This window comes from Bacillus xiapuensis (assembly GCF_002797355.1).
Taxonomy (GTDB): Bacteria; Bacillota; Bacilli; order Bacillales; family Domibacillaceae; genus Bacillus_CE; species Bacillus_CE xiapuensis.
Window position 1 is genome coordinate 959,009 of sequence record NZ_KZ454939.1, and the last position, 22,740, is coordinate 981,748.

At 44.5% G+C, this 22,740-nt stretch carries 21 protein-coding genes; 13 read left to right on the top strand and 8 right to left on the bottom strand.

Annotated features, from left to right (window positions below; all coding sequences use genetic code 11):
* Positions 1 to 70 precede the first annotated feature (70 nt).
* Complete coding sequence (locus CEF20_RS04820; protein WP_100330728.1) at positions 71 to 553, bottom strand: hypothetical protein; 483 nt, start codon at positions 551 to 553, stop codon at positions 71 to 73.
* Between the two features lie 408 nt (positions 554 to 961).
* A complete protein-coding gene (locus tag CEF20_RS04825) occupies positions 962 to 2,449 on the bottom strand; it encodes a PAS domain-containing sensor histidine kinase (protein ID WP_100330729.1) in 1,488 nt (495 codons plus the stop codon).
* A gap of 553 nt (positions 2,450 to 3,002) precedes the next feature.
* On the opposite strand from CEF20_RS04825, the gene CEF20_RS04835 reads away from it, so the two are divergent.
* The gene (locus tag CEF20_RS04835) at positions 3,003 to 4,703 is read left to right on the top strand and encodes a M3 family oligoendopeptidase (RefSeq protein ID WP_100330731.1); all 1,701 of its coding nucleotides are present in this window, start codon (positions 3,003 to 3,005) and stop codon (positions 4,701 to 4,703) included.
* 38 nt (positions 4,704 to 4,741) lie between these two features.
* Here CEF20_RS04835 and CEF20_RS04840 read toward each other — a convergent pair whose 3' ends face one another.
* Positions 4,742 to 6,904 carry an ATP-dependent Clp protease ATP-binding subunit gene (locus tag CEF20_RS04840; protein WP_100330732.1) on the bottom strand — a complete coding sequence of 721 codons (2,163 nt, stop codon included), beginning with the start codon at positions 6,902 to 6,904 and terminating at the stop codon, positions 4,742 to 4,744.
* Between the two features lie 167 nt (positions 6,905 to 7,071).
* On the opposite strand from CEF20_RS04840, the gene CEF20_RS04845 reads away from it, so the two are divergent.
* On the top strand, positions 7,072 to 8,094 hold the full coding sequence (locus tag CEF20_RS04845) for a YkvI family membrane protein (RefSeq protein WP_100330733.1): 1,023 nt from the start codon (positions 7,072 to 7,074) through the stop codon (positions 8,092 to 8,094).
* 85 nt (positions 8,095 to 8,179) lie between these two features.
* Here CEF20_RS04845 and CEF20_RS04850 read toward each other — a convergent pair whose 3' ends face one another.
* Together CEF20_RS04850 and CEF20_RS04855 are read right to left on the bottom strand one after the other, a co-directional pair.
* Positions 8,180 to 8,788: a CPBP family intramembrane glutamic endopeptidase gene (locus tag CEF20_RS04850; protein ID WP_100330734.1), complete on the bottom strand. Its 609-nt coding sequence runs from the start codon at positions 8,786 to 8,788 to the stop codon at positions 8,180 to 8,182.
* A gap of 132 nt (positions 8,789 to 8,920) precedes the next feature.
* Positions 8,921 to 9,112 (bottom strand): YkvS family protein, encoded by a 192-nt coding sequence (locus CEF20_RS04855; RefSeq protein ID WP_100330735.1) that lies wholly within the window; start codon positions 9,110 to 9,112, stop codon positions 8,921 to 8,923.
* 208 nt (positions 9,113 to 9,320) lie between these two features.
* Between CEF20_RS04855 and CEF20_RS04860 the strand changes: the two genes are divergently transcribed.
* The 4 genes from CEF20_RS04860 (at position 9,321) to CEF20_RS04875 (ending at position 12,257) form a co-directional block, all read left to right on the top strand.
* On the top strand, positions 9,321 to 9,515 hold the full coding sequence (locus tag CEF20_RS04860; RefSeq protein WP_100332002.1) for a hypothetical protein: 195 nt from the start codon (positions 9,321 to 9,323) through the stop codon (positions 9,513 to 9,515).
* A gap of 153 nt (positions 9,516 to 9,668) precedes the next feature.
* The gene (locus CEF20_RS04865; RefSeq protein WP_100330736.1) at positions 9,669 to 9,935 is read left to right on the top strand and encodes a phosphocarrier protein HPr; all 267 of its coding nucleotides are present in this window, start codon (positions 9,669 to 9,671) and stop codon (positions 9,933 to 9,935) included.
* 446 nt (positions 9,936 to 10,381) lie between these two features.
* A complete protein-coding gene (locus CEF20_RS04870; RefSeq protein WP_100330737.1) occupies positions 10,382 to 11,182 on the top strand; it encodes an SDR family oxidoreductase in 801 nt (266 codons plus the stop codon).
* A gap of 205 nt (positions 11,183 to 11,387) precedes the next feature.
* Complete coding sequence (locus tag CEF20_RS04875) at positions 11,388 to 12,257, top strand: NAD(P)-dependent oxidoreductase (RefSeq protein WP_100332003.1); 870 nt, start codon at positions 11,388 to 11,390, stop codon at positions 12,255 to 12,257.
* 32 nt (positions 12,258 to 12,289) lie between these two features.
* Here CEF20_RS04875 and CEF20_RS04880 read toward each other — a convergent pair whose 3' ends face one another.
* Complete coding sequence (locus CEF20_RS04880) at positions 12,290 to 13,453, bottom strand: aminotransferase A (protein WP_100330738.1); 1,164 nt, start codon at positions 13,451 to 13,453, stop codon at positions 12,290 to 12,292.
* Positions 13,454 to 13,542: 89 nt separating this feature from the next.
* Between CEF20_RS04880 and corA the strand changes: the two genes are divergently transcribed.
* Entirely contained in the window at positions 13,543 to 14,538 is a 996-nt protein-coding gene (corA, locus tag CEF20_RS04885; protein ID WP_100330739.1) for a magnesium/cobalt transporter CorA, read from the top strand.
* A gap of 161 nt (positions 14,539 to 14,699) precedes the next feature.
* Positions 14,700 to 15,602, top strand: a complete 903-nt coding sequence (locus tag CEF20_RS04890) for a chemotaxis protein (protein ID WP_100330740.1) — start codon at positions 14,700 to 14,702, stop codon at positions 15,600 to 15,602.
* A 70-nt stretch (positions 15,603 to 15,672) separates the two neighbouring features.
* Here CEF20_RS04890 and CEF20_RS04895 read toward each other — a convergent pair whose 3' ends face one another.
* Positions 15,673 to 16,089, bottom strand: coding sequence for a YkyB family protein (locus CEF20_RS04895; protein WP_408607801.1), 417 nt, complete (start codon positions 16,087 to 16,089; stop codon positions 15,673 to 15,675).
* A gap of 184 nt (positions 16,090 to 16,273) precedes the next feature.
* Here CEF20_RS04895 and ppx point away from each other — a divergent pair, with 184 nt between their 5' ends.
* From ppx to CEF20_RS04915, 4 genes are all read left to right on the top strand, one after another.
* The gene (ppx, locus tag CEF20_RS04900) at positions 16,274 to 17,800 is read left to right on the top strand and encodes an exopolyphosphatase (RefSeq protein ID WP_100330742.1); all 1,527 of its coding nucleotides are present in this window, start codon (positions 16,274 to 16,276) and stop codon (positions 17,798 to 17,800) included.
* A gap of 22 nt (positions 17,801 to 17,822) precedes the next feature.
* Positions 17,823 to 19,925: an RNA degradosome polyphosphate kinase gene (locus CEF20_RS04905; protein WP_100330743.1), complete on the top strand. Its 2,103-nt coding sequence runs from the start codon at positions 17,823 to 17,825 to the stop codon at positions 19,923 to 19,925.
* Between the two features lie 80 nt (positions 19,926 to 20,005).
* Positions 20,006 to 20,377 carry a fluoride efflux transporter FluC gene (locus tag CEF20_RS04910; RefSeq protein WP_100330744.1) on the top strand — a complete coding sequence of 124 codons (372 nt, stop codon included), beginning with the start codon at positions 20,006 to 20,008 and terminating at the stop codon, positions 20,375 to 20,377.
* The gene (locus CEF20_RS04915) at positions 20,374 to 20,724 is read left to right on the top strand and encodes a fluoride efflux transporter FluC (RefSeq protein ID WP_100330745.1); all 351 of its coding nucleotides are present in this window, start codon (positions 20,374 to 20,376) and stop codon (positions 20,722 to 20,724) included. Before CEF20_RS04910 ends, CEF20_RS04915 begins: the two co-directional genes overlap by 4 nt.
* A gap of 7 nt (positions 20,725 to 20,731) precedes the next feature.
* Here the strand turns inward: CEF20_RS04915 and CEF20_RS04920 are convergent, their stop codons facing one another.
* Positions 20,732 to 21,613, bottom strand: a complete 882-nt coding sequence (locus tag CEF20_RS04920; RefSeq protein WP_100330746.1) for a metallophosphoesterase — start codon at positions 21,611 to 21,613, stop codon at positions 20,732 to 20,734.
* 194 nt (positions 21,614 to 21,807) lie between these two features.
* Between CEF20_RS04920 and fadH the strand changes: the two genes are divergently transcribed.
* A complete protein-coding gene (gene fadH, locus CEF20_RS04925) occupies positions 21,808 to 22,572 on the top strand; it encodes a 2,4-dienoyl-CoA reductase (protein WP_100330747.1) in 765 nt (254 codons plus the stop codon).
* The last annotated feature ends 168 nt before the right edge of the window (positions 22,573 to 22,740 follow it).

A 22,740-nucleotide genomic window follows, 5' to 3' on the forward strand; every position in this document is an offset into this window, starting at 1 on the left:
CATATCCTTTCATTATATAAAACTTTTAATTCATTGGCTAGCCGGCAAAAGGGGAGCCCTCCGCCTTTCATTATCCTAGCTTGCTCTGTTCCTTTCGTTTTTTATTGTAATATTCTTCTGTTTTAATCGATAATTTGATGGCTTCATGATAAATATCCGTTTTAATGCCGTTGACAGATAGAGACTCGCGGCTGGCGATCAGCAGGCGGTCGATCATTTTAACGGCTTGCGGACAATGCCGGACTCTTCTTTTTAGCGCGGCGCCTTTTGTGTCCAGCTCTTTTAAAAGGCGGCGGATGTCCGTTGATGAACAGGATGCGGCCATTAATGTGAAAGCGTAAAGTGAAGCAATCACACAAACAAAAGGATCCTTTGTTTGTCCCATAAGTTCTTGGGCTTCTTTTAAAGAATTTATTTTTCTAAACGCTTTTAAGGCAGGATCGTACAGTTCTAAATGATCGTTATGCCATTGTAAGGCTGTTTTATGAGCGGTTGTTTCGGACATAGCTTTTTCTCCTTCTTGTGAATCATGTTGAATAACAATCGTTTTCATTTTTCTTATCCCGCATATAAGATGCCGCCAGGCCCCTTTCCAAGAAAGGAGCGAGGAAGCAACAGGCTAAATCGGAGATCCCGGCACCTAAAAGCCCGATTCGTTTGGGGCTGCCAGATGCAGGGGACCAGGGCGCTGCAATAGGAGCCTTTGTTCTTCTATTCAGCAGCGGAGATAAGAGAAAACCCTCGTGGTTTTGAAGGTTCACTTCATTAACCATTACAGTTTAGCCTATTTTTGCAGCGGATAAACCAGCGACATCAAATTGTAAGGCAAAGTTAAACGCTTGAAATCACATTAAGAAATTATGACAGCATGAAAAGGCGGAACACTGTCAGCAAGCAGTGGTCCGCCTTTTCAAAAGGGAATATTCCTACCGGTTATTCGTTCTCTCATAACAGGCAGTTGTCAGCGATTTTGGAGCGGAAGGGTGACGCTCACGGTTGTGCCAAAACCGAATTCACTGATAATTTCAATTGTGCCTCCAAATGATTCAACAATTCGCTTGCATACAACGAGTCCCAGCCCGGTGCCATTATCTTTAGAAGTAAAAAAGGGCTTAAAGAGCTGATGCAAATGTTCTTTCTCGATGCCGGGGCCTGTATCGGTAATAGAAAGATGGCAGCTGTTTCCTTCTTTAATCACGGTTAATCTCAAATCTCCGCCTTCGTTCATGGCTTCAAAGGCATTCTTCGTTAGATTTAAAATGACTTGCTTCATCTGATCAAAATTCACATTCACCCAAGTTTCCTGCTCCGGCAGCACCACCTGATAATGGACTGAATACTGATTGGCTTCAGAATAGATCAATGGATTCAGATCAACAATAATCTCTCGGATGTCAACCGTTTGTACCTTTTGTGCAGTGGGCTTTCCTAAAATCAAAAACTCGCTGACAATTTGGTTAATGCGAGCAATTTCTTTATTAATGACAGAGAAGTACAGCTCGTCTGTGCTGTCGTTATATTTTTCGTTGAGCAGCTGAACCAGTCCTTTAATGCCGGTCAGCGGGTTGCGAATTTCATGGGCTGTGCTTGCGGCCAGTGTTCCGATCAGTTCAAGCTTTTGAGCTTCCTGCTGCATTCTTTCTAATTTTGTCTGTCTCTTTAGCATCAGGTATTTAACAAGTAAAAAGCAAATATGAAGCAGAATAATTACGATGACTGCGAATAACAGTGTGATCGGTACGACGTTCTCTTCTTCGCTTGGTTCCGAGGCAATGACTAAGCTCCAGGGCAGCTGCGCGAGCGGATAGCGCAAGTAATTGCCATCCTCTGACAGTTCCTTCGTCTGATTGATTGAGAAAATCGGAATCTGCTTGGCATTTTCAAAGGCAATAGAGTGCTCTGGCGTTAGGAGCCGCATAATGTTTTTCATGTAATCGAGGCGGATATGGGAAACAAGAATCGCTTTGACTTGCTGATTTTTCATCACAGGTGTAGCGATGGCGATAACCGGCTGATTATTAACCAGTGTTTCCGCTTCCTCAGAAACAGCTGTATTCTTGGTCAGCAGCACTTCTTTGATATAAGGTTTATCCCTCAAGTTGTATTGCTTCAGCAAATCGTTGGTGCCAACCAGCAAGTTCCCCTCGAAATCAAGCATATAAATTCCGCCATACCGCGGATCTTTACTGGCCATTTTCTGCAAAATGGTCCGCACTTTCGTTAAGTTATTCAGCTCCGATTCTGTGCTGACGGCTAAAATGTCAAGACTTACGACTGTCTCATTAATAAATTGATCCATTTGGTTGCGATGCATATTCGCTACCCATTCCAGCTTTTTGACACGCTCTTCCTTAGCCCGCTCAGAAAGAATTTGATAAAAACCGAAGATCGCGATGATGGCAGGCAAGATCACTATAAATATATATATATATCTTTCGCGTTTTTTCATACATTAACGTCCTTTAATAAAGTTTCGTGCCCATCCATTATAACAAATAATTCGGATAATCCCGAGTGAAATTGCAGAAAGCCAATATTCACAACGTTTTGTTATTTTCCCAGTACATCAGATTACAGCGCCACAAGGGGATGCTTGATGTTCAACTGGAAAAAGGTTATAAAGGAAATACGACAGCTTCGGCGGAACTTAGTGAAAGAGCGGGCTCGCCGTTTATTCAGAGCGTCTTTTCAAGGCAATTATGAATCAATGATGAAGAGGTGAAAGAGTGACTGGCATGGAGTGCAGAAAACTTAATCGCTTCATCTAGGATAGCAGCTTGACTGTGACGTGATTTTCTATAATTGCACGGTTATACCGTAAAGGGGCAAGCAAATCAGCGGTACAATCTTCATGGCCAGCGGCAGCCTTGTCTATGCCGCTGAAGCGCAAGGCCGATGCGCAGGATTCAAGCGGACATGAAAGAGAAGGAAACAGGGGCCAAATTGCTGAAAAAGCGTGGCATATCCACGAAAAACCTATTATTGGAAGCGGAGGAGTATGAATGAAATGTGAGGAGTATATCTATGAACGTCCGGATATTGATCAGGCAGAACAAGCAACAAGTCAGCTGATTTCCCGTTTTATCTCTGAGAAATCAGCCGCCGGGCAGATCGGGATCTTAAGAGAAATCAATGGCATCCGCAATCGGATCCAAACTATGATGGATCTTTGCTATATTCGATACACGGTGAATACAGAGGACCCGTTCTATCAAAAAGAGCAAGAGTATATGGACGAAATAGCGCCGAGACTGGAGGATATTTCCGCTAAGCTGTACCGGGCTCTGCTCTCCTCTCCGTTTAGAAAGGAACTGGAAGCGGCATTTGGCAAGCAGTTATTTTTGCTGGCCGCTGCCCATGTGAAAACCATTTCTCCAGAGATTTTGCCGCTGCTGGAAAGGGAAAATAAATTAACCTCTAACTATACGCAGCTTGTGGCCTCAGCTCAAATCGAATTCCAAGGCAAAAAGCTCACCCTTGCCCAGCTGGAGCCATATGCGGAGTCAGCCGATCGGATGATCCGCAAGCAAGCGACGGAAGCCCGTTTTTCCTTTTATGCTGAACATGAAAAACAATTGGATGAGTTATATGATGAGCTCGTTCGAGTAAGAACAGAGGCGGCGGTCAAGCTCGGTTTTAACAATTTTGTAGAATTGGGATATTCGCGTTTATCCCGGGTGGATTATCAGCCGCAGATGGTGAAGGGGTATAGAGAGCAAATTAAACAGTATATCGTTCCGCTCGCTGCAAAATTAAGAGAAAAGCAAAAGTTGAGAATCGGCGTTGATTCTTTAAAGTTTTACGACGAAGCCTTTCAATTTACAACCGGCAATCCGAAGCCGCAAGGCGATGCCGATTGGATTATGAGCAACGGAAAGAAAATGTACGGTGAATTATCCCCGGAGACGGATGAGTTTTTTCAATTTATGCTCGAACGCCAGCTGATGGACGTTACAGCCAAAAAAGGAAAAGCGGGCGGAGGCTATTGCACTTATATTCATAACTACCGTTCTCCATTTATTTTCGCTAATTTTAATGGAACAGCAGGGGATATAGATGTGCTGACCCATGAGGCAGGCCATGCCTTCCAAGTCTTTTCAAGCCGGGATTTCAGCGTGCCAGAGTACATGTGGCCAACCTATGAAGCTTGTGAAATCCATTCGATGAGCATGGAGTTTTTCACATGGCCATGGATGTCCTTATTTTTTGGAAAGGATACGGATAAATACCAGTTTGCCCATTTAAGCGGGGCGATTCACTTTATGCCTTACGGAGCGGCGGTGGATGAATTCCAGCACCGGATATATGAGCATCCGGAGCTAACTCCCGATGAAAGAAAACAAATATGGAGAGAAATTGAGAGGGAATACTTGCCGCATCGGGATTATGATGGCATGCCTTATTTGGAAGCGGGCGGTTTTTGGCAGCGTCAAGGACATATTTATGAAGTTCCTTTTTATTACATCGATTACACGCTCGCTCAAATATGTGCGCTGCAGTTTTGGCTGTGGATGAATGAGAATCGGGAAGCCGCTTGGAAAGATTATCTGTCTATTTGCCAAGTGGGAGGAAGCTTATCTTTCACGGAAATAGTGGCAAAAGCCGGCTTAACCTCCCCGTTTGAAGAAGGGTGTATTGCATCCGTGATCCGTCCGATTGAAGAATGGCTGCTGCAGAAAGCTGAACAAATGAAGAATTTATAAAAAAATGGCGTCCGGCATTCTGTCCGGACACCATTTTTTTATTGTTCAACGATATGAATTTGATCTTCTTCAACGATCGCTTTCAATGATTTTGTTTCTGGATGCTCCAGAATAAAATCGGCAATGCGGTCTTCTAATTGTTCTTGGATGACCCGCCGCAGCGGTCTCGCGCCGAAAGCAGGGTGGTAGCCGAGCTCGCTTAATTTCATTTTTACTTCATCGGTCACTTGAAGTGCCATTTGCTGTTCTTGCAATGTTTGATTTAATTCATTGATCATTAAGTCAACAATTTTCAGCAATTCTTCTTTTCCAAGAGATTTGAATTCAATAATGCGATCAAATCGGTTCAAAAACTCCGGTTTGAAGAAAGAGCCAAGGGAATCTAGGATGGAGCTTTCCTTCACAGCGCTGCTTTTTTCAAATCCGACGGTAATCGGCTTATCAGCCGCCCCGGCATTGCTTGTCATAATAATAACGGTATCTTTGAAGCTGACTGTACGGCCCTGGCTGTCTGTCAACCGGCCATCCTCCAGAATTTGCAAGAACATATGCTGAACATCCGGATGGGCTTTTTCGATCTCGTCAAGCAAAATGATGCTGTATGGGCGGCGGCGCACCGTTTCTGTCAATTGACCGGCTTCTTCATGTCCGACATAGCCTGGAGGAGAACCGATCAATTTGGAGACGCTATGTTTTTCCATATACTCACTCATATCCAGACGAATCATCGTGTCTTTTGAACCGAATAACTCTTCTGCTAATGTTTTGGACAGCTCTGTTTTACCGACTCCTGTCGGCCCTACGAATAGGAAGGAGCCGATCGGACGGTTTTTCGGCTTTAAGCCAGCTCGGCTGCGGCGGATCGCTTTGGCCACTTTTTTCACCGCCTCCGCTTGTCCAATTACTTTTTGTGACAGGTTTTGCTCCAGGTTCTTCATTTTCTCCTGTTCATCTTGCTGCAGCTTGCCTACCGGAATGCCTGTCTTCTGTTCGATCAGCTGCTGAATATCTTCCACGGTGACAACTGGGCGTTCGGATGAGGGGTTCTGGCCGTTTAATTGCTGTTCTAATTTTTCCTCTTCATCGCGAAGCTTGGCTGCCCGTTCATAAGCTTCTGTTTGCAAAGCTTCCTGTTTTTCTTTGGCAATTTGCGCTAGGCGCTGCTGGATCGACTCTTGATCTTGCGTGTCAATCGTTAAGTTTAATTTTGAGCCTGCCTCGTCCATTAAGTCGATGGCTTTATCAGGAAGATAGCGGTCTTGCATATAACGATGTGAAAGAACAGCGCACGCTTCAATGGCTTCTTGTGAATAAGTTACTTCATGAAAATCTTCATAGCGCTTTTGCAAGCCTTTTAATATTTCAACGGCCTGGCCGACAGTCGGTTCGCTGACTTGCACCGGCTCAAAACGCCGTTCTAACGCCGCGTCTTTTTCAATTTGCCGGTATTCTTTCAGTGTGGTTGCCCCGATTAACTGCAATTCTCCTCTAGCGAGGGCCGGCTTTAGAATGTTTCCGGCATCCATGGAGCCTTCCGCGGAACCGGCGCCGACAAGCTGATGGATCTCATCAATAAATAGAATAATATTTTTCTTATGCTGCAGTTCAGCAACCAATTGTTTCATTCGCTCCTCAAATTGGCCGCGGATTCCAGTATTGGCTACGAGGGAGGCGACATCAAGCAAGTATACTTCCCGTCCTTTCAGCTTTGCCGGCACGCGCCCCTCCGCTATGTTCAGAGCCAGTCCTTCCGCGATGGCTGTTTTTCCGACACCCGGCTCTCCGATTAGTACCGGATTGTTTTTGTTGCGGCGGTTTAAGACTTCAATGACACGTTCTACTTCCTTTTCCCGCCCGATTACCGGATCGATCAAGCCGGCTTTCGCCATGTTTGTTAAGTTGCGGCCGAATTGATCGAGTAAGCCGTTTCCGTTGTTGCCGCCCTGTTGCGGCGCTGACATTTGAAACGGATTGCCGGATGGCTGCTTCATACCTGAAACAGGATGGGAGAAACCGAAGCCTTTCATTAATTCATCAAACGGAAAACCTTCAAATGGCTGAAAGTTCAGAGAAGGGCCTCCGATGGCTTGTTTATTTTTTTGATAGCACGCTGAGCATAAATGTATTTGCTTTTCTTGTCCATTTATTTGAAAACGCAATTGCACATTGGCTTTTTTTTGCTGACAGTTTTGACATAACATAATAAGTTCACCCCTTTAAAATATTTTTGACTTTGACTATCTTTGACTTTATTATACTTTGACTATCTTTGACTTTCAAGAGTTTTGTTTAAAAAATATAAATAGATTCTTAATGCTGGTAGACAAGCATATGGTGAAGTAGCAGAGAAAAAGCGGGGGATGCAAGATTGAGAACTTGGAGCGGGGCATGTCAAGTAGCTGCAGTATATATCGGAACGGTAATTGGAGCGGGATTTGCGACTGGGAGGGAGATTGTTCAATTCTTTTCACAGTTTGGGCTTTACGGATTGCTGACGATTATGATCAGCGGCTTGCTCTTTATTTTTCTCGGAGCCAAAATGATGACCAAAGCGATTGACTTGCAGGCCCCTTCTTTTCAAGAGTTTAATACGTTTCTGTTTGGGCGGAGTCTGGGAATGGGCGTGACGGTGATTCAATTCTGTATGCTGATAGGGGTAACCGGGGTGATGCTGTCAGGAACGGGGGCCTTATTCGAGGAAAGATGGGATGTGTCCGCCAATACAGGAATTGTTGTGACGATGGCTGCGGGCTTTTTAGTCGTACAAAAAGGGGTAAAGGGGCTGCTGGCGGTAAATGTTTTCGTGGTTCCGCTGATGCTCCTGTTTCATTTCGTTTTGGCGGCGGAAGCGGCTGCTGGATCTTACTTTTGGCAATCTTTATTCACTGGAGGAGAGGGATTGGAGCCTTGGAAATTATGGGTCGCCCCATTTAGCTATACAGCACTTAATTTAACGTTGGCGCAAGCTGTTTTGGTTCCGCTGGCCTATGAAATTAAAGATAAGCGAGTGATTAAAAGAGGGGCTTTTCTTGGAGGAGCAATACTGACATTGCTGATGCTTGCCAGTCACGTAAGCCTGTTGCAAATTGGAGACATTTCCCGATATGAGATTCCCATGGCAAAAGTGGTGGAACAATTGATGCCGGCATTTCATTATATATATGTTTTTTTGATTTACGGGGAAATTTTCACTTCAGTAGTTGGCAACGCTTACGGTTTAAAGCAACAGCTTGAATCGCATGTCAATTGGAGTCCAGCTGTGCTCTTAAGTCTGATTTTCGGTGCGGGTTTTTTATTAAGCCAAATTTCTTACAGCACATTGCTTGGTTTTTTGTATCCGTTATTCGGTATGATCAGCTTGCTGTTTCTGCTGCTTTTATGGAAAAAATAAAAAAGCGGGCAGCATGTGTGATGCCCCGGAAAGTCAGATTTTGACTCTGACTTTCGGGATGCGTTTCACATGGCTCGCTTTTCTGTTAACGAAGCGGGAGGAAGATTAATAGAAGCAGGGTAAAAACTAAGTGCGAAATGATCAGCATAGGAATGCTGCGTTTCCAAACATATAGCGCTCCCCAAAAGAGACTGGCTACGAATGCCGCCAACATCCAGATAAGCTTATCCGAGTAAATAAAGATAGAGGCGAATAGCATGGAACTGACGAGGATCGCAGTCAAATCATTGAAATAAACGGACAGCCGCTTTTGGATAAACCCTCTCCAAAACAGCTCCTCACCTGGGATAAACACTAAGATCAGCACAATATAGTGCCAGGAAAATTGAGGCGAATACCGCTTATAAAGGGCTGATACTTGACTGTCTAAAGAAAAAGGAAGATAAGGCAAAAGCAAATGCCCCACCCAAAAGAGCGCATATAACAGCAGCCCGGATAATAAACCGTATTTCAGATAGCTGCGAGTTTTTTGTTTATCATCAATCTTTTCATTCATAATAGCAAAGCTTATAAAGAAAAGGTTTGCTGCTGTATATATGTACCAAAAAATGTCGCGATCAGAAAATGTAACATAAAGCAGTATATGCGCAAACAAAACGCTTGCGATGAGCCGCCAATCTTTAAGAAGTGCCATTCGTTTTTGTTCTCCTTTCTATCATCACCGCCATTATTTTATCAAAATACATAGTGAAATGTAATGATAAAATCTTGAAATAAAAAGAGACCGATTCTTCAGGAATCAGTCCCTTCTCAAAAGAATATCTCGCTAAGCGTTCACGGAAGGATGAATAATCGTATAGTTTTTATGGTTGACCACGGTTTTTTCTTCCATGTCCAGGCTATGGAAATTATCCATAATTGTTAAATCAACGATAACGGAATTTTCATTGACTTTTTCAACCAGACCCAGCAAACCACCTTTAAATTTAATGACATTCCCCACTTCTGCTTTTGCCATTTCTCCTACTCCCCTTCATACTTTAATGTAAACGTTTGCTCCATATTGTTTTTCCGCGGCGTTTATTATAAGATTTTAGAAGCCGGCTGATTACGTAGGCAGTGAAACACGTCTTATGAGCATTTATTACTTTACAGTTTGCCTTATTTGCCAATAAGAGTAAAGTGTTTTGCATGATATTAAACAAAATTCAGAAAGGATTTTTAGCATGACGAGAGAGGAAGCTGAACGTCTGTTAGAAGATCTGAAAAACGGAAATATTCAAGAATGTCTTGTAAGCAAAGATCAGTTTATGGTTTTCCGGGATGTGTTAGTTAAGCGAGAGGATTTTAAACATTTCAAAGGAGTGGCCAGACGCGGCGGCACTGTTTGCTACTCTTACATGCAAGAAGCAAGGCGGTGAGAAGCAACCCCCGGCTTTCTGTCGCACGCTGAAGAGGGGCGGACGATGAGATTGACAAAATGAAGCAAGCCTCTGCTGATTCGATCGCGGCGGTCTTGTCTTCCTTATAATGTATGAATACTCAAACTTGTGATTTAGAAGGAGAGAATATCAATGGTAGAAAAACAATTTAAGGTTACAGCTGAAACAGGGATCCATGCCCGGCCAGCTACTTTATTAGTTCAGACTGCAAGCAGGTTTTCATGCGAAATTGAACTGGAATATCAAGAAAGGAAAGTCAATTTGAAATCCATCATGGGCGTGATGTCTCTTGGAATTGGCCAGCATTCTGATATTAAGATTATCGCGGATGGCAGCGATGAACAAGAGGCGATCACGATTATTGCAAACTTGCTGAAAGAAGAAGGATTGGCCCAATAATAGCCCATCATGCTGAAAGGGCGAGCCGCTTTCCAGAAGCTCATCAGGGCAGATGTCATAATGGCTTGAAAAATAAGAGCAAAGCGGATTGATTTTGGGTAAGAATAAGTGAACAGCAAATGAAAAGCCATCTCAACCTTTTCATTTCCCCCATTGACCCCATGTGCTAAGACGCATGGGGGTTTTTTGTTTAGGGGCGTTTTAGTTAAAAAGCTATGTGGTATTTTGAATGTCGATAATTTGATTTAAATTAAGGATTTCCTATTTTCACGAAATTCCTTACCCATTTTAGGCGGTCAGATTTCAACTGTTTGTCCTGATCTGTGCCAAAGAGGGATTCTCCTATCAGACGTGTTGGATTGCAGCACTCAGAATTACTATTCTTTCTATTGAAGGGAGAAATGCAGGAATATTCAAATTATATTATAATGGATGGGAATCGATAGATGGGAGGGATTTTGTTGGACTACTCTTTTCAAGGAAAAACGGCTTTAGTGCTGGCGTCCAGTCAAGGGTTGGGACAAGCTATCGCTGAAAAGCTGGCAGCTGGTGGAGCCGAGGTTATGATAGCCAGCCGAAATGAGAGAAAACTTCAGGAAACAAAAGAGCGCTTGAACGGCCTGACAGGTGCAAAAGTAGATTATACGGTGTGTGATCTTACGAAGCCAGAAGAAATTCAGCGGCTTGTCAAGAAGACCGTTGATCAATTTGGCAAGATTGATATTTTGATTAATAATGCCGGCGGACCGCCGGCCGGGATGTTTGAAGAGATGTCGGATGAACAATGGCAGCAAGCATTTGAATTGAACTTGCTGTCTTATGTTCGCGTGATTCGAGAAGCGTTGCCGCACTTGAAAAAGCAGGGCGGGAGAATTGTCAATATTGCTTCCTCTTCCATTAAAGAACCAATCCCGGGGCTTATACTATCCAATACGTTCCGTACGGGGATTGTCGGGCTCTCCAAAACATTAGCCGAAGAATTGGCCCCGTATAATATTTTAGTAAATACCGCAGCTCCAGGAAGAATCGCGACGGATCGCGTCCGTCATCTCGATGAGGTAAATGCGAAGAAACAAGGAATTTCCGTGGAAGAGCAAGAGGATAAGATGAAAAAGAAAATTCCTCTGGGGCGTTATGGAAGACCAGAGGAGTTCGCCAATGTCGTGGCGTTCCTTGCATCCGATGCCAATACATATGTAACCGGCAGCAGCCTTCTGATTGATGGCGGAATGGTGCGTTCTATTTAAAAGCAAAGAAAAAATTAAAAAAGATGGTTTAAAAGCGCAGGGACGTGGGAAAGATACAACTAAGCATGATCAATTGGAAATTCTCACTCACAAACCCCCTTTTCTTGGGACCTGCCTATGGCGGGTCTTTTTTTTATTCTGCAGTCAAACAGAACTTGCTTCAGCCAATTTGCGTCATCCATTATATCGAAAAGGTGGAAATGTTATGATAAAGAAGAAACTGGGTTTTATTGGAACGGGTGTCATGGGGAAAAGCATGGCCAAGCATCTTTTGCTATCTGGTTATCCGCTCTATATCTATAATCGCACGAAAACAAAAGCGCAAGAGCTGCTTGACCTCGGAGCTTCATGGTGTGAGAGTCCAGCGGAATTAGCTGAGCAGGCGGATATTATATTGACGATTATTGGTGAGCCGAAGGATGTCGAGGAAGTGTACTTGGGCGCTGGCGGCATTCTGCCAAACAGCCGGCCGGGCCAAATGGTAATTGATATGACGACCTCTAAACCGAGCCTTGCTAAAAAGATATATGAAAGAGCGAAGGAGCGGGGAGTTCATGCATTGGATGCCCCGGTTTCGGGCGGAGATATCGGCGCGAAAGAAGGGACTCTGGCCATTATGGTAGGCGGAGACCGTGAAGCCTTCCAAGCGGCCCGACCGATATTGGATATAATCGGAGAAAATATTGTATATCAAGGAGGTCCTGGTGCAGGCCAGCATACGAAAATGTGCAATCAAATAGCGATCGCATCGAATATGATCGGGGTATGCGAAGCCATGCTTTACGCACATAAAGCCGGACTTGATCAGGAAACGGTGCTGAAAAGCATTTCGACAGGAGCGGCAGGAAGCTGGTCGCTGTCGCAATTAGCGCCGCGGATGATCAAACAGGATTACAAGCCGGGTTTCTACATTAAGCATTTTATCAAGGATATGCGAATCGCTCTTGAGGAGGCGGAGCGAATGGATTTGCCTTTGCCGGGTCTTGAAAAGGCGAAAGAGATGTACGGGCAATTGGCAGCAAAAGGGGAGCAAGACAGCGGCACACAAGCGCTAATAAAGTATTGGAATGAATAAGAAGCAAGGAGCGGATCCCGCTCCTTGCTTCTTTATAGGTGCTCGCGAATGGATCGGATATAAGCTTCTATGCGATCCATTCCTTGTTCCAATTGCTTCATCGAGCAGGCATAGGATAATCGGAAATAGCCTTCTCCATATTCGGTGAATGCACTGCCGGGCACAACGGCTACTTTATACTTAGTGGCCAGGTGATAACAGAAATCAAACGATGAATCTGTGACATAGGAAGGGATTTTTACAAAAAAGTAGAATGCGCCATCCGGCTTGACAACATCAAATCCGAGCGATTGCAGGCGTTTGGTGACGTATTCGCGTCGCTGCTTATATTGCTCGCGCATCGGTTTTGCATCATCCATTCCTGCCGTTAACGCTGCTAATGCCGCCCGCTGCGAGACGGAAGAGGCACAGGACACACTGTACTGATGAACCTTTAGCATATGCTTTGCAATATTTTCAGGAGCGAATAATAGGCCGATTCTCCAGCCAGTCATCGCATGAGATTTGGATAAGCCATTGATTACGATGGTTTGCTCTTTCAGAAACGAAGCGATTGAGACATGCGCCCGGTCATAGGAAAGCTCGCTGTAAATTTCGTCAGCGACAATAAAAATATCTTTTTCTCTTACTAAATCAGCAATTTCCTTTAATTCTGCTTTGGATAGGCTGACGCCGGTTGGATTTGAAGGATAGGGCAGAATGATTGCTTTTGTTTGCGGCGTGATCGCCGGGCGAATTAAATCAGCCGTAAGCTTAAAGTCATTTTGCCGAGTATCGACCGTTTTTAGCTGAGCGCCGCACATATAAATGATCGGTTCGTAACCGGGATAGACAGGCCCCGGAAGAATGACTTCATCGCCCGGTGATAAAATGGTGCGCAGTGTTACATCGATGGCTTGGCTGGCTCCTGAGGTAACGATCACCTCTGTCTCTGGAGAATAAGTCAAATGATACTTTTGGCTGACATAATGAGCTGCGGCATTCCGAAGCTCAATATAGCCGGCGTTATGTGTATATGTAGTGGCGTTTTGTTCAATCGCTTGAATGCCCGCTTCCTTCACGTGATCGGGGGTATGAAAGTCTGGTTGTCCGATCGTCAAAGAGATCATATCATCGGTTCCGCTGACCAGATTGAAGAATTTGCGGATTCCGGAAATTTGGATGTTTCTAACCTTTTCATTGATACAATGTTCCAAGTGACATCGCCGCCTTTCTTTATGTATGTTATTGTATCATTGAAAATGGTTTTGTGGATAACGAAAAAAATCTATGTGGAGAGAGTCAAATGATCCGAACTTGCATAAAAAGAACGAACGGACAATTGCTTTATAATGCTCCGTTAAAAGAAATGAAAAGCAAAGAGACAATATGGTACTGGGTGGATTTTGCGGAGCCTGACCTTAAAGAGCAGCGGCTGCTTAATCGGGCCTTTCAATTCCACCCGTTGGCGGTGGAGGATTGTCTCGACGCACTGACGGGCCGGCCGAAGGTTGATTTTTATGACGAGCATTTTTTCTTCCTGCTTCATGCGCTGAATCGGGACACATTGGAGGGAAGCGAAGTAGATGTGTTTATAAATGAGCGCATGCTCGTCACCTTCCATAAACAGCCGGTCAGGGAGCTGGATAAAGTATGGGAGCGAATAAATGAAGATGAGATGCTGCAGCGCGGGCCGGCATTTATTTTGCACAGCTTGATCGATAGCTTTGTGGATGAGTTTTTCCCGCCTGTTTATCGCATTGAAGATCAGCTGAACAACGTGGATGAAGAGACGGACAATGATTCCGGTAATGAATTAATTGACCGTTTGTTTGATATTCGCCATGATATGGCTAAGCTTCGGCGCTCCATCTTTCCGATGCGGGACTTAGTGTATAGAATGCTGAATTCCACACGGCTGGAATTTATGAAAGATCGGCATCTTTACTACCGCGATGTGTATGATCATTTGCTGAAGCTTGTAGAAATGCTGGAGTCGTACCGTGATTTCTCATCGGATGTGCGCGACAATTATCTATCCGTCAATTCGGACAAAATGAATAAAATTATGATGACCTTGACTGTGATCACTACGATATTTATGCCGTTGACGTTCATTGCCGGCATTTACGGGATGAATTTCAGCAATATGCCGGAATTGGAGTATCGTTACGGCTATTTTATTACAATAGGAACCATGGCTGTCATCGCTCTTCTTATGTTTCTGATGTTTTTCAAGGCGGGCTGGCTGTCTTTCGGCAAAAAAAATAAAAAACGCAAAAGGAAAATTACTTTTAAATAAAGAACAAGCATTTCACTAGCCAGTCATTGGAGGATTTTGCCTAATAAACACAAACTTTGTTAAAAAATTTAACATTTTGTTAAATAAATCTAAATATTTTCTCCTAATAAGTCGAAAGAATTCATGATATAGTAAAATAAAAACAAGGGGACAAAAGACTTATGAGCCAAGACTATGAGATTTTATTAGAGAGCGGTACGAACGAACTGGAAATCGTTGAATTTGAAGTGCAAAATAATAAGTATGGCATTAATGTCATTAAAGTGAAAGAAATTATCCAGCCGCTGCCGATCACTTTTATTCCGCACGCCCATGAGTATATTGAAGGCATTATTCAGCTGAGGGGAGAAGTGCTGCCGGTTGTGAATATGACGAAAGTACTGGGCTTGCCAACTGGTGAAAACAGCGAAAATGATAAATTAATTGTGACCGAATTCAATAAGCAGAAAGTCGTTTTTCATGTTCAGAATGTCACGCGCATCCACCGCATATCTTGGGAGGATATCGAGAAGCCTTCCGATATGTATCAAGGCGGCAACAGCCAAGTGATTGGCGTTATTAAGATCGAAAACGAAATGATCCTTCTGCTTGATTTTGAGAAGATTATCGTCGATATCAATCCGCAATCCGGCATTCATGTGGGCCAAATTAAGCAGCTTGGCAAAAGAGAGCGCTCTTCTAAGCGGTTAATCGTTGCGGAGGATTCTCCGCTGCTGAGAAAACTGATTCACGACACGCTGGCAGAAGCGGGATATGACAGTGTTGAGTTTTTTGAAAACGGCAAGTTGGCTCTTGAATACCTCCATGCCGCTGCTGAGAAAACGGATATTGAAAACGAGGTGCAGCTTCTAATTACCGATATAGAAATGCCGCAAATGGATGGCCATCATTTAACCAAAAGGGTGAAGGAGCACCCGCAGCTAAGCAAGCTTCCAGTGATCATTTTTTCTTCTTTGATCACCGATGACCTCCGCCATAAAGGCGAAGGAGTTGGAGCGGATGCTCAAGTCAGCAAGCCGGAAATCACAGAGCTGGTAAAGAGTATTGACCGGCTGGTTCTGTAAGCAGCGGACAATGAGCAAACACCGGCTGGATGAACATAGCCGGTGTTTGCTTAAAAAGGATCAGAGCGCATTAGTAAGATTGTCCTAAGGGTTTGAAGACGGGTTTTTTATAGGGTCTGTTTCGTTTTGGAGAAGGGCGGTGCTCCTTCAATCCTGTATACGATTGCAGAATTTTCTTGGCGTCCATCAAGTTCATGGCTGCCCGCGGGTTCCGCGTTTGTTTATCAAGATGTCCGAAATGGGGGAGGGTGCTGAAATCCTCTTTGCAAGGAGGGATATGAAAGGTATACTCTCCGCAAGTAACGAGCACATCAGATTGCTGTTGGCTGTTTTTGGGGTTATTGGAGAAATGGAGACCCGTTTTTTTTGCCCGGCCTTCACGAATCATTTTTATGAGCGCTTTCTTCTTTAGCGTATATAGAAATTTCGGATTCGTTGCTGTTTTAGCATGGCGGTTGACAGTAAAGATCGCTTTTGCGAGGGTCAAGGTAGATGGAGGGTGAGCGGGAGGTTCCTGGTTGCTGTATTGAGTATTCAAAGTAAAGACTCCTTTCGCACTATTTTTTCTATCATTATAACCTGTTTTTTCTAACAAGGAAAGCCGTTACACGGTTTAACCGACATTTTTTAGTGGAAACTAGAGTTTAAAAAAAGAAGGCAGTGTATATGCAATGAACAATAAAAAAACTTCAATTATTGATATCGGTTCCAACACCGTTCGTTTGGTTATTTACCGCCTGGACGAATCCAGCTTTGAGGAGATCGAGAATGTGAAAGCGCCGATCCGGCTTGGTAAGTATTTAGGTGAGAATAACCAGCTCTCAGAAGAAGGCATTTTAATCTTAGCCGATGTACTTCATAACTTCAAAGAGATTCTGAATACCCATCACGTAGAAGATGTGGAATGCGCGGCAACGGCTGCGGTTCGGCAGGCTTCTAACCGTGACGATATCATCGAATACATAAAAAATGAAACGGGATTTACAATAAGAATTTTAACGGGGCAAGAGGAGGCCCGGTATGGTCTGGCTGCTGTCACGCAAACCATTGCAGCAGATGACGGGCTGTGCGTCGATATCGGAGGCGCCAGCACCGAAATCACCAAGTTTGAAAACAGGAAGCCGGTTGCATCCTTTAGTTTTCCTTTCGGGGCGGTTACGCTAAAGGAGCGCTTTCTTAAAGAGGAACGAATGTCTGAAGACGAGCAAAAGGAATTGAATTCTTATCTGCAGAGCGAGCTGGCTCGGTTTCCTTGGATTCACAATGAAGGAGGCGCCATTGTCGCTGTCGGGGGCAGCGCCCGCAATCTTGCGAATGTGGATCAGATAAAAAGGGAATATCCTTCCATCGGTCTTCACGGATATGAAATGTCAGCCAAATCCATGAAGGAATTGCGGGAGGAGCTGTCTGTTCTTTCTTTTGAGCAATTGGAAAAGGTGGATGGTTTATCGAAGGAACGGGCTGACATTATCTTGCCGGCTTTAGAGGTGTTATACCAGCTTATGGAGAATTCTAAATCTAAACGAATGATCATCAGCTCCCGCGGGCTTAGAGATGGAGTCATTATGGATAAGCTTTATAAGCTGTCGGCAAATACAGAGCAGGAAATTAAGGAAAAAGGCACCACGAGGCTGCTGCAAAGCTACCAAATGAATTCGGAAGCCTCTCAGCAAGTGCTGTTTTTGACAGAGCGGCTGGCAGCTGAATTGCAGGCGTCGGGCGTTCTGTCGATCGACGAGGAAGCGGAATTTATGTTGAAACAGGCAGCTCAGCTATTTAATTTAGGAGAGTATATTTCCAGCAGCTCTAAAAGCCAGCACACCTTTTATTTGCTGACCAATTCGACATTTGATGGCTACACACATAAAGAAAAAGTGCAGCTGTCGCTGCTGGCATCATTTACGAATCATTCCACTCTCAAGCAATATGCTCAGCCTTTTAAAGGGTGGTTTTCCAAGGAAGAATGGAGGCAAATGCGGGAATGGGGCGCGCTGCTTAAGCTATGTTACAGCTTTAACAGCACGAAGAGAAGTGTGGTGCAAGACATCAAGGCGATCAGAAAAGACGGCGGTCTTGCTTTGTCCATTCTTTGCAGCAAGCGGTGCCTGGCAGAGAAGTACCAAAGCGAGAAGCAAAAAAGACACCTGGAAAAAGCGCTGCAGCTGCCAATTGATTTGGATTTTATAGAGAAAATATAATTCAATGAAGAGGGTGTATACAATGGGGGAACATGTTAAGAAAAACTTAGCCAGTCCGGAGTATTACAATAACAGGGAATTGAGCTGGCTGGCATTTAACGAGCGGGTGCTGCAGGAAGCGTCGGATGAGCATAACCCGCTATTAGAAAAGTTGAAGTTTCTGGCTATATTCAGCTCGAATTTGGATGAATTCTTCATGGTTCGGGTAGCGGGGCTGAAAGATCAAGTGAAAGCGGGATTTAACAAGCCGGAGAATAAAGCCGGTCTTACTCCTAAGCAGCAGTTGAATGCGATCAGCTATAAAGCTCACAATTTAGTGGACCGGCAATACGAGGTCTTAAACAAGGAGATCATGCCCGTTTTGAAGAAAGAAGGCTTTCAGTTGCTGCCGATGAGCCAATTAAATAAGGAGCAGCGGCTGTATTTGCAGGAGTACTTTGATAATGAAGTGTTTCCGGTGCTGACGCCCATGGCTATTGATGCCTATCGGCCGTTCCCGATGCTTTTAAATAAAAGCTTGAATTTGCTGGTTATGCTGGAGAATGAGGATCCCGATGCTGAGAACGACAAAGTGGCGATCGTTCAAGTGCCCAGCGTGTTGAATCGGACGATTGAAATTCCATCAGAAGGACCGGAGCATTACTATGTATTGCTAGAGAGTGTCGTGGAGTTTTTTGTTGATCGAATTTTCAAAGGATTTAAGGTGAAGTCCACCAATATATTCAGAATTACCCGCAATGCCGATTTGACCATTCATGAAGAAGGGGCCCGCGATTTGCTGCTGGAAATTGAAAAAGAACTGAAGAAGCGCAAATGGGGTGCGGCTGTTCGTTTAGAAATGAGAGGGGAAGACCTCGATCAAGAAGTGCTCGATTATTTGCTGGGCGAGTTGGAGGTTCATCATAAGGATGTCTATAAGATTGCCGGGCCGGTGGACTTGACATTCTTGTTTCCGTTTATAAAGAAACTGCAGGCGATTCGTGAAGATTTAGCTTATGAGACTTTTATACCGCAGCCTCCTTTTGATCTATCCTCGACGGAAGATATATTCGAGAAAGTGATGCAGCAGGACGTGCTGTTCCATCATCCGTACGAATCCTTTGAACCGGTTGTAGAATTTGTTTCGAAAGCCGCCGAGGATCCTTCGGTTTTAGCCATTAAACAAACGCTTTACCGGGTGAGCGGTGATTCGCCGGTGATCGATGCTTTAAAGAGAGCGGCGGAAAACGGCAAGCAAGTGACCGTGCTTGTTGAATTGAAAGCCCGTTTTGATGAGGAAAATAATGTTCAATGGGCGAAAGAATTAGAAAAAGCAGGATGCCATGTCATTTACGGCATGCATAATTTAAAAACGCACAGCAAAATTACTCTAGTGGTTCGCAAGCGAAACGGTAGGATTGAACGCTTCGTTCACCTCGGCACAGGGAATTATAATGATCAAACAGCTAAGCTGTATACGGATCATGGCCTGATTACTACCAAGAAAAAGTTTGGCGTGGATGCGACCAACTTCTTTAATTATTTAAGCGGCTATACGGAAAAGCCAGAATACAATCATATTGTCGTGGCGCCATTTCATATTCAAGAGGAATTTATCCGATTAATTGATGAAGAGATTGAGTCTCATAAAAAACACGGCAACGGCCGGATCATTGCGAAGATGAATTCATTGACCGATAAAACGCTGATCATGAAGCTTTACGAGGCCTCTTGTGCCGGTGTGAAGATCGATTGCATTATTCGCGGCATTTGCTGCTTGCGCCCGGGCATACCTGGAGTCAGCGAAAACATTCGGGTCATCAGCATTGTTGGCCGCTTCCTCGAGCATAGCCGGATTTATTATTTCCATCATAATGGAGAGAGCAAAATCTATTTATCTTCTGCTGATATGATGACCCGGAATATGGTCAAGCGAGTAGAAATTCTGTTTCCGCTGTTTGATGGAACCTTAAAGAATCGGATATTCCAATTTTTACAATTGCAATTAAGCGATAATATGAAAGCCCGTTATCAGGATAATGAAGGAAACTATCATTACGTTGAACGAAAAGAAGGTGAACCGATGATCAACAGCCAAGAAGAATGTTTAAAGGCTGTGTATCGTTTGCGGGAAGATGAAGAGTGACAGCCAAGGCCGGCTCCAGGCGCAGGAGGAGCCGGCCTTGGCTGTTGATCAGAGTATACACCAGTTAAAGAGGGGATTGCATGAATAGTTTGTATGTCGCGGCGGGAGGAGCATTGGGCGCCGTCCTCCGCTATTTGTTCAGCAGCTTGAATGCGAGTTTTTTTCCGTTTGGCACAGTCGTGGTGAATACAGCTGGCAGCTTTCTGCTTGGTTGCTTAACTGCGCTTGCTATGAGAAAGAAATGGAGAAAGGAAACATCGCTGTTTTTAGGCACAGGATTTTGCGGCGGATTTACCACCATGTCCAGTTTTTCAAGAGAAGCGGTGGAAATGATTCAGACCAACATGCTATTAGGCAGTTTGTATATAGCAGTATCAGTGGTGTCAGGAATGACAGCTGCACTCATTGGATTAAAGCTGGCTGAAGGGTCAAGGAGGGAAGAGAAAAGATGACATATGTTTTAGTTGCGGCGGGAGGAGCATTGGGCGCCGTTTTGCGCTATGTTGTCGGCTTATTGGCTGCCGGAGAAAAACGCCCATTCCCTCTTGGCGCTCTTTTGGCCAATTTATCAGGAAGCTTTTTGCTGGGGGTGGCGGTGTCCGCACTTTCCGGAGAGCTTCAGCTGTTAGTGGGCACAGGGCTTTTAGGGGGATATACGACCTTTTCAACATTCAGTGTGGAGGCTGCTCAACTTCTAAAGAAACAACGCTCGGCTTTTTTGATATATACAGGGATCACGCTTGCGGGTTCAATCATCTTATTTTTCTTGGGCGTTTCCTTATTCAGGAGTCAGGCATGAGGAGTTCTCATGCCTGACTGCCGGCTTTTAAAGTAAAGACGGTGATTTCAGGCACGGATAAAAAGCGGAACGGCAGCCGGGTCGTGCCGAGACCGCGATTTACATATAAGGTGAGACCGCTTTCTCCAGCTACTTGATAGGATCCTTCTTTATAAATTTCAGCATACGGCGGGGTAATTAATGTTCCGATAAGAGGAAGCTGTATTTGACCGCCGTGAGAATGCCCGCTCAGCTGTAAATGGATGCCAGCATCAGCGGCGTCATTTGCAAGATCGGGGGCGTGCGAGAGCAGAATCAAATAACTTCCTTCCTGGACCTGTTTTTTGGCCTGGCGGATATTAGGCTCGCCGAGCATAGCATCATCAATTCCAAGCAGGAAAATTTGATCCTTTCCCCATCTCAGCACAGCTGATTCATTTTGAAGCAATTGAAAGCCTGACCGCTTCATGATGGTTTGATATAAATCGGTGCCATATCCGCCGTGATCATGATTGCCGTAAACAGAGAATTTTCCAAGCGGAGCTTGCAGCTGCTGCAAAATAGAGATCGCAGACTGGGCTGTTTTTGGTTTAATTTCATTCGGTTTATCTAAGAGATCCCCGGTAAACAGCACAATATCCGGCTTTAAGGAATTGATCGTTTGCACATGATGCTGCAAAAGCTCAAGCGTATATTGGAACCCGAGATGCGTATCGCTAAATTGGACGATTTTCTTATTATGAAAGGCGGCTGGGATAAGCGGATGAGCAATATCAAGCTCATTAATCTCCAATCTTCTTGGTTCGATAAAACGTGCGTATGTGTAACCACCTCCGGCTAAGCCGGCTGCACTCATCAAAAAGGCAAATGCTTTCTTTAAGAAGCTGCGGCGGGATATTTTTTCTTGCATACATCAAAACCCCACTCTCAACGAAATCTTGTGCCAGGAATTAAACATTTTGTAAGGCACGTCTTGTTAATAGTAATGGAAAACGGTGAACGAATAAACAGTTTTGCTTCAAGAATATTTTCGGAATATTCTAAAACTGTGGTAGAATCAGTTTAAATGGGAAAGGATTTAATTTAGAGAACGGGGGAGAGGGAATGAGAGACAAGGTGGTCATTGTGACGGGAGGATCCAGCGGAATGGGGAAGCATATGGCGAAGAAGTTTCTTGACAGTGGCGGCAAGGTTGCGATTACGGGCCGGAGCCAAGAAAGGCTTCAGGCGGCCAAAGAAGAATTGGGGGCAGAGGAGGAACGGCTGCTGACGATTCAAATGGATGTCCGCCGCCCTGAAGATGCGGAGAGAATGGTTGAGACAACCTCCCGTCATTTCGGAACGATTGACAGTCTCGTGAACAATGCAGCCGGCAATTTTATCGTGCCAGCTGAAAAGCTAACCATTAACGGATGGAAATCAGTGATTGATATTGTCTTGAATGGGACCTTTTACTGTTCGAGTGCCGTTGGGAGATATTGGATTAAAGAAAGGCGGAAAGGAAGCATTCTTAATATAGTTGCGACATATGCCTGGAACGCCGGAGCGGGAGTGGCTCATTCGGCAGCCGCTAAGGCAGGTGTACTGTCGCTGACGAGAACGCTGGCTGTGGAATGGGGGTATTCATATGGCATACGGACAAATGCTATTGCGCCCGGGCCGATTGAACGGACAGGAGGAGCTGAAAGGCTATGGCAGTCGCAAGAAGCAGCGGAAAGAACGCTGCAAAGTGTGCCGCTCGGGAGGCTCGGAACACCAGAGGAGATCGCAGGGCTGGCGTTTTATTTGCTGTCAGAAGAGGCGGATTATATAAATGGAGAATGCATCACGATGGATGGCGGGCAATGGTTAAATCGCTATCCATTTTAGCAAGAAGCTGCGAAGCATATGAATGTCAGGCTTTCAGATCGGAACGTTGAATGATGAAGTCGGAGAGCTATGCACAAGATAGCTCTTCTTTCTTTGTGGTATGATAATAAAAACAGGTAATACGCTGGTTGAATAATTAATTGATATTTTGTATATTTATTTATATTG

Bases quoted from the DNA above. Each gene is read 5' to 3' on its own strand.
- CEF20_RS04840 (WP_100330732.1), bottom strand. From the start codon at position 6,904: ATGTTATGTCAAAACTGTCAGCAAAAAAAAGCCAATGTGCAATTGCGT.
- CEF20_RS04825 (WP_100330729.1), bottom strand. From the start codon at position 2,449: ATGAAAAAACGCGAAAGATATATATATATATTTATAGTGATCTTGCCT.
- CEF20_RS04875 (WP_100332003.1), top strand. From the start codon at position 11,388: ATGATAAAGAAGAAACTGGGTTTTATTGGAACGGGTGTCATGGGGAAA.
- CEF20_RS04855 (WP_100330735.1), bottom strand. From the start codon at position 9,112: ATGGCAAAAGCAGAAGTGGGGAATGTCATTAAATTTAAAGGTGGTTTG.
- corA (WP_100330739.1), top strand. From the start codon at position 13,543: ATGATCCGAACTTGCATAAAAAGAACGAACGGACAATTGCTTTATAAT.
- CEF20_RS04920 (WP_100330746.1), bottom strand. From the start codon at position 21,613: ATGCAAGAAAAAATATCCCGCCGCAGCTTCTTAAAGAAAGCATTTGCC.
- ppx (WP_100330742.1), top strand. From the start codon at position 16,274: ATGAACAATAAAAAAACTTCAATTATTGATATCGGTTCCAACACCGTT.
- CEF20_RS04915 (WP_100330745.1), top strand. From the start codon at position 20,374: ATGACATATGTTTTAGTTGCGGCGGGAGGAGCATTGGGCGCCGTTTTG.
- CEF20_RS04890 (WP_100330740.1), top strand. From the start codon at position 14,700: ATGAGCCAAGACTATGAGATTTTATTAGAGAGCGGTACGAACGAACTG.
- fadH (WP_100330747.1), top strand. From the start codon at position 21,808: ATGAGAGACAAGGTGGTCATTGTGACGGGAGGATCCAGCGGAATGGGG.
- CEF20_RS04850 (WP_100330734.1), bottom strand. From the start codon at position 8,788: ATGGCACTTCTTAAAGATTGGCGGCTCATCGCAAGCGTTTTGTTTGCG.
- CEF20_RS04820 (WP_100330728.1), bottom strand. From the start codon at position 553: ATGAAAACGATTGTTATTCAACATGATTCACAAGAAGGAGAAAAAGCT.
- CEF20_RS04870 (WP_100330737.1), top strand. From the start codon at position 10,382: ATGGGAGGGATTTTGTTGGACTACTCTTTTCAAGGAAAAACGGCTTTA.
- CEF20_RS04860 (WP_100332002.1), top strand. From the start codon at position 9,321: ATGACGAGAGAGGAAGCTGAACGTCTGTTAGAAGATCTGAAAAACGGA.
- CEF20_RS04835 (WP_100330731.1), top strand. From the start codon at position 3,003: ATGAAATGTGAGGAGTATATCTATGAACGTCCGGATATTGATCAGGCA.
- CEF20_RS04910 (WP_100330744.1), top strand. From the start codon at position 20,006: ATGAATAGTTTGTATGTCGCGGCGGGAGGAGCATTGGGCGCCGTCCTC.
- CEF20_RS04905 (WP_100330743.1), top strand. From the start codon at position 17,823: ATGGGGGAACATGTTAAGAAAAACTTAGCCAGTCCGGAGTATTACAAT.
- CEF20_RS04865 (WP_100330736.1), top strand. From the start codon at position 9,669: ATGGTAGAAAAACAATTTAAGGTTACAGCTGAAACAGGGATCCATGCC.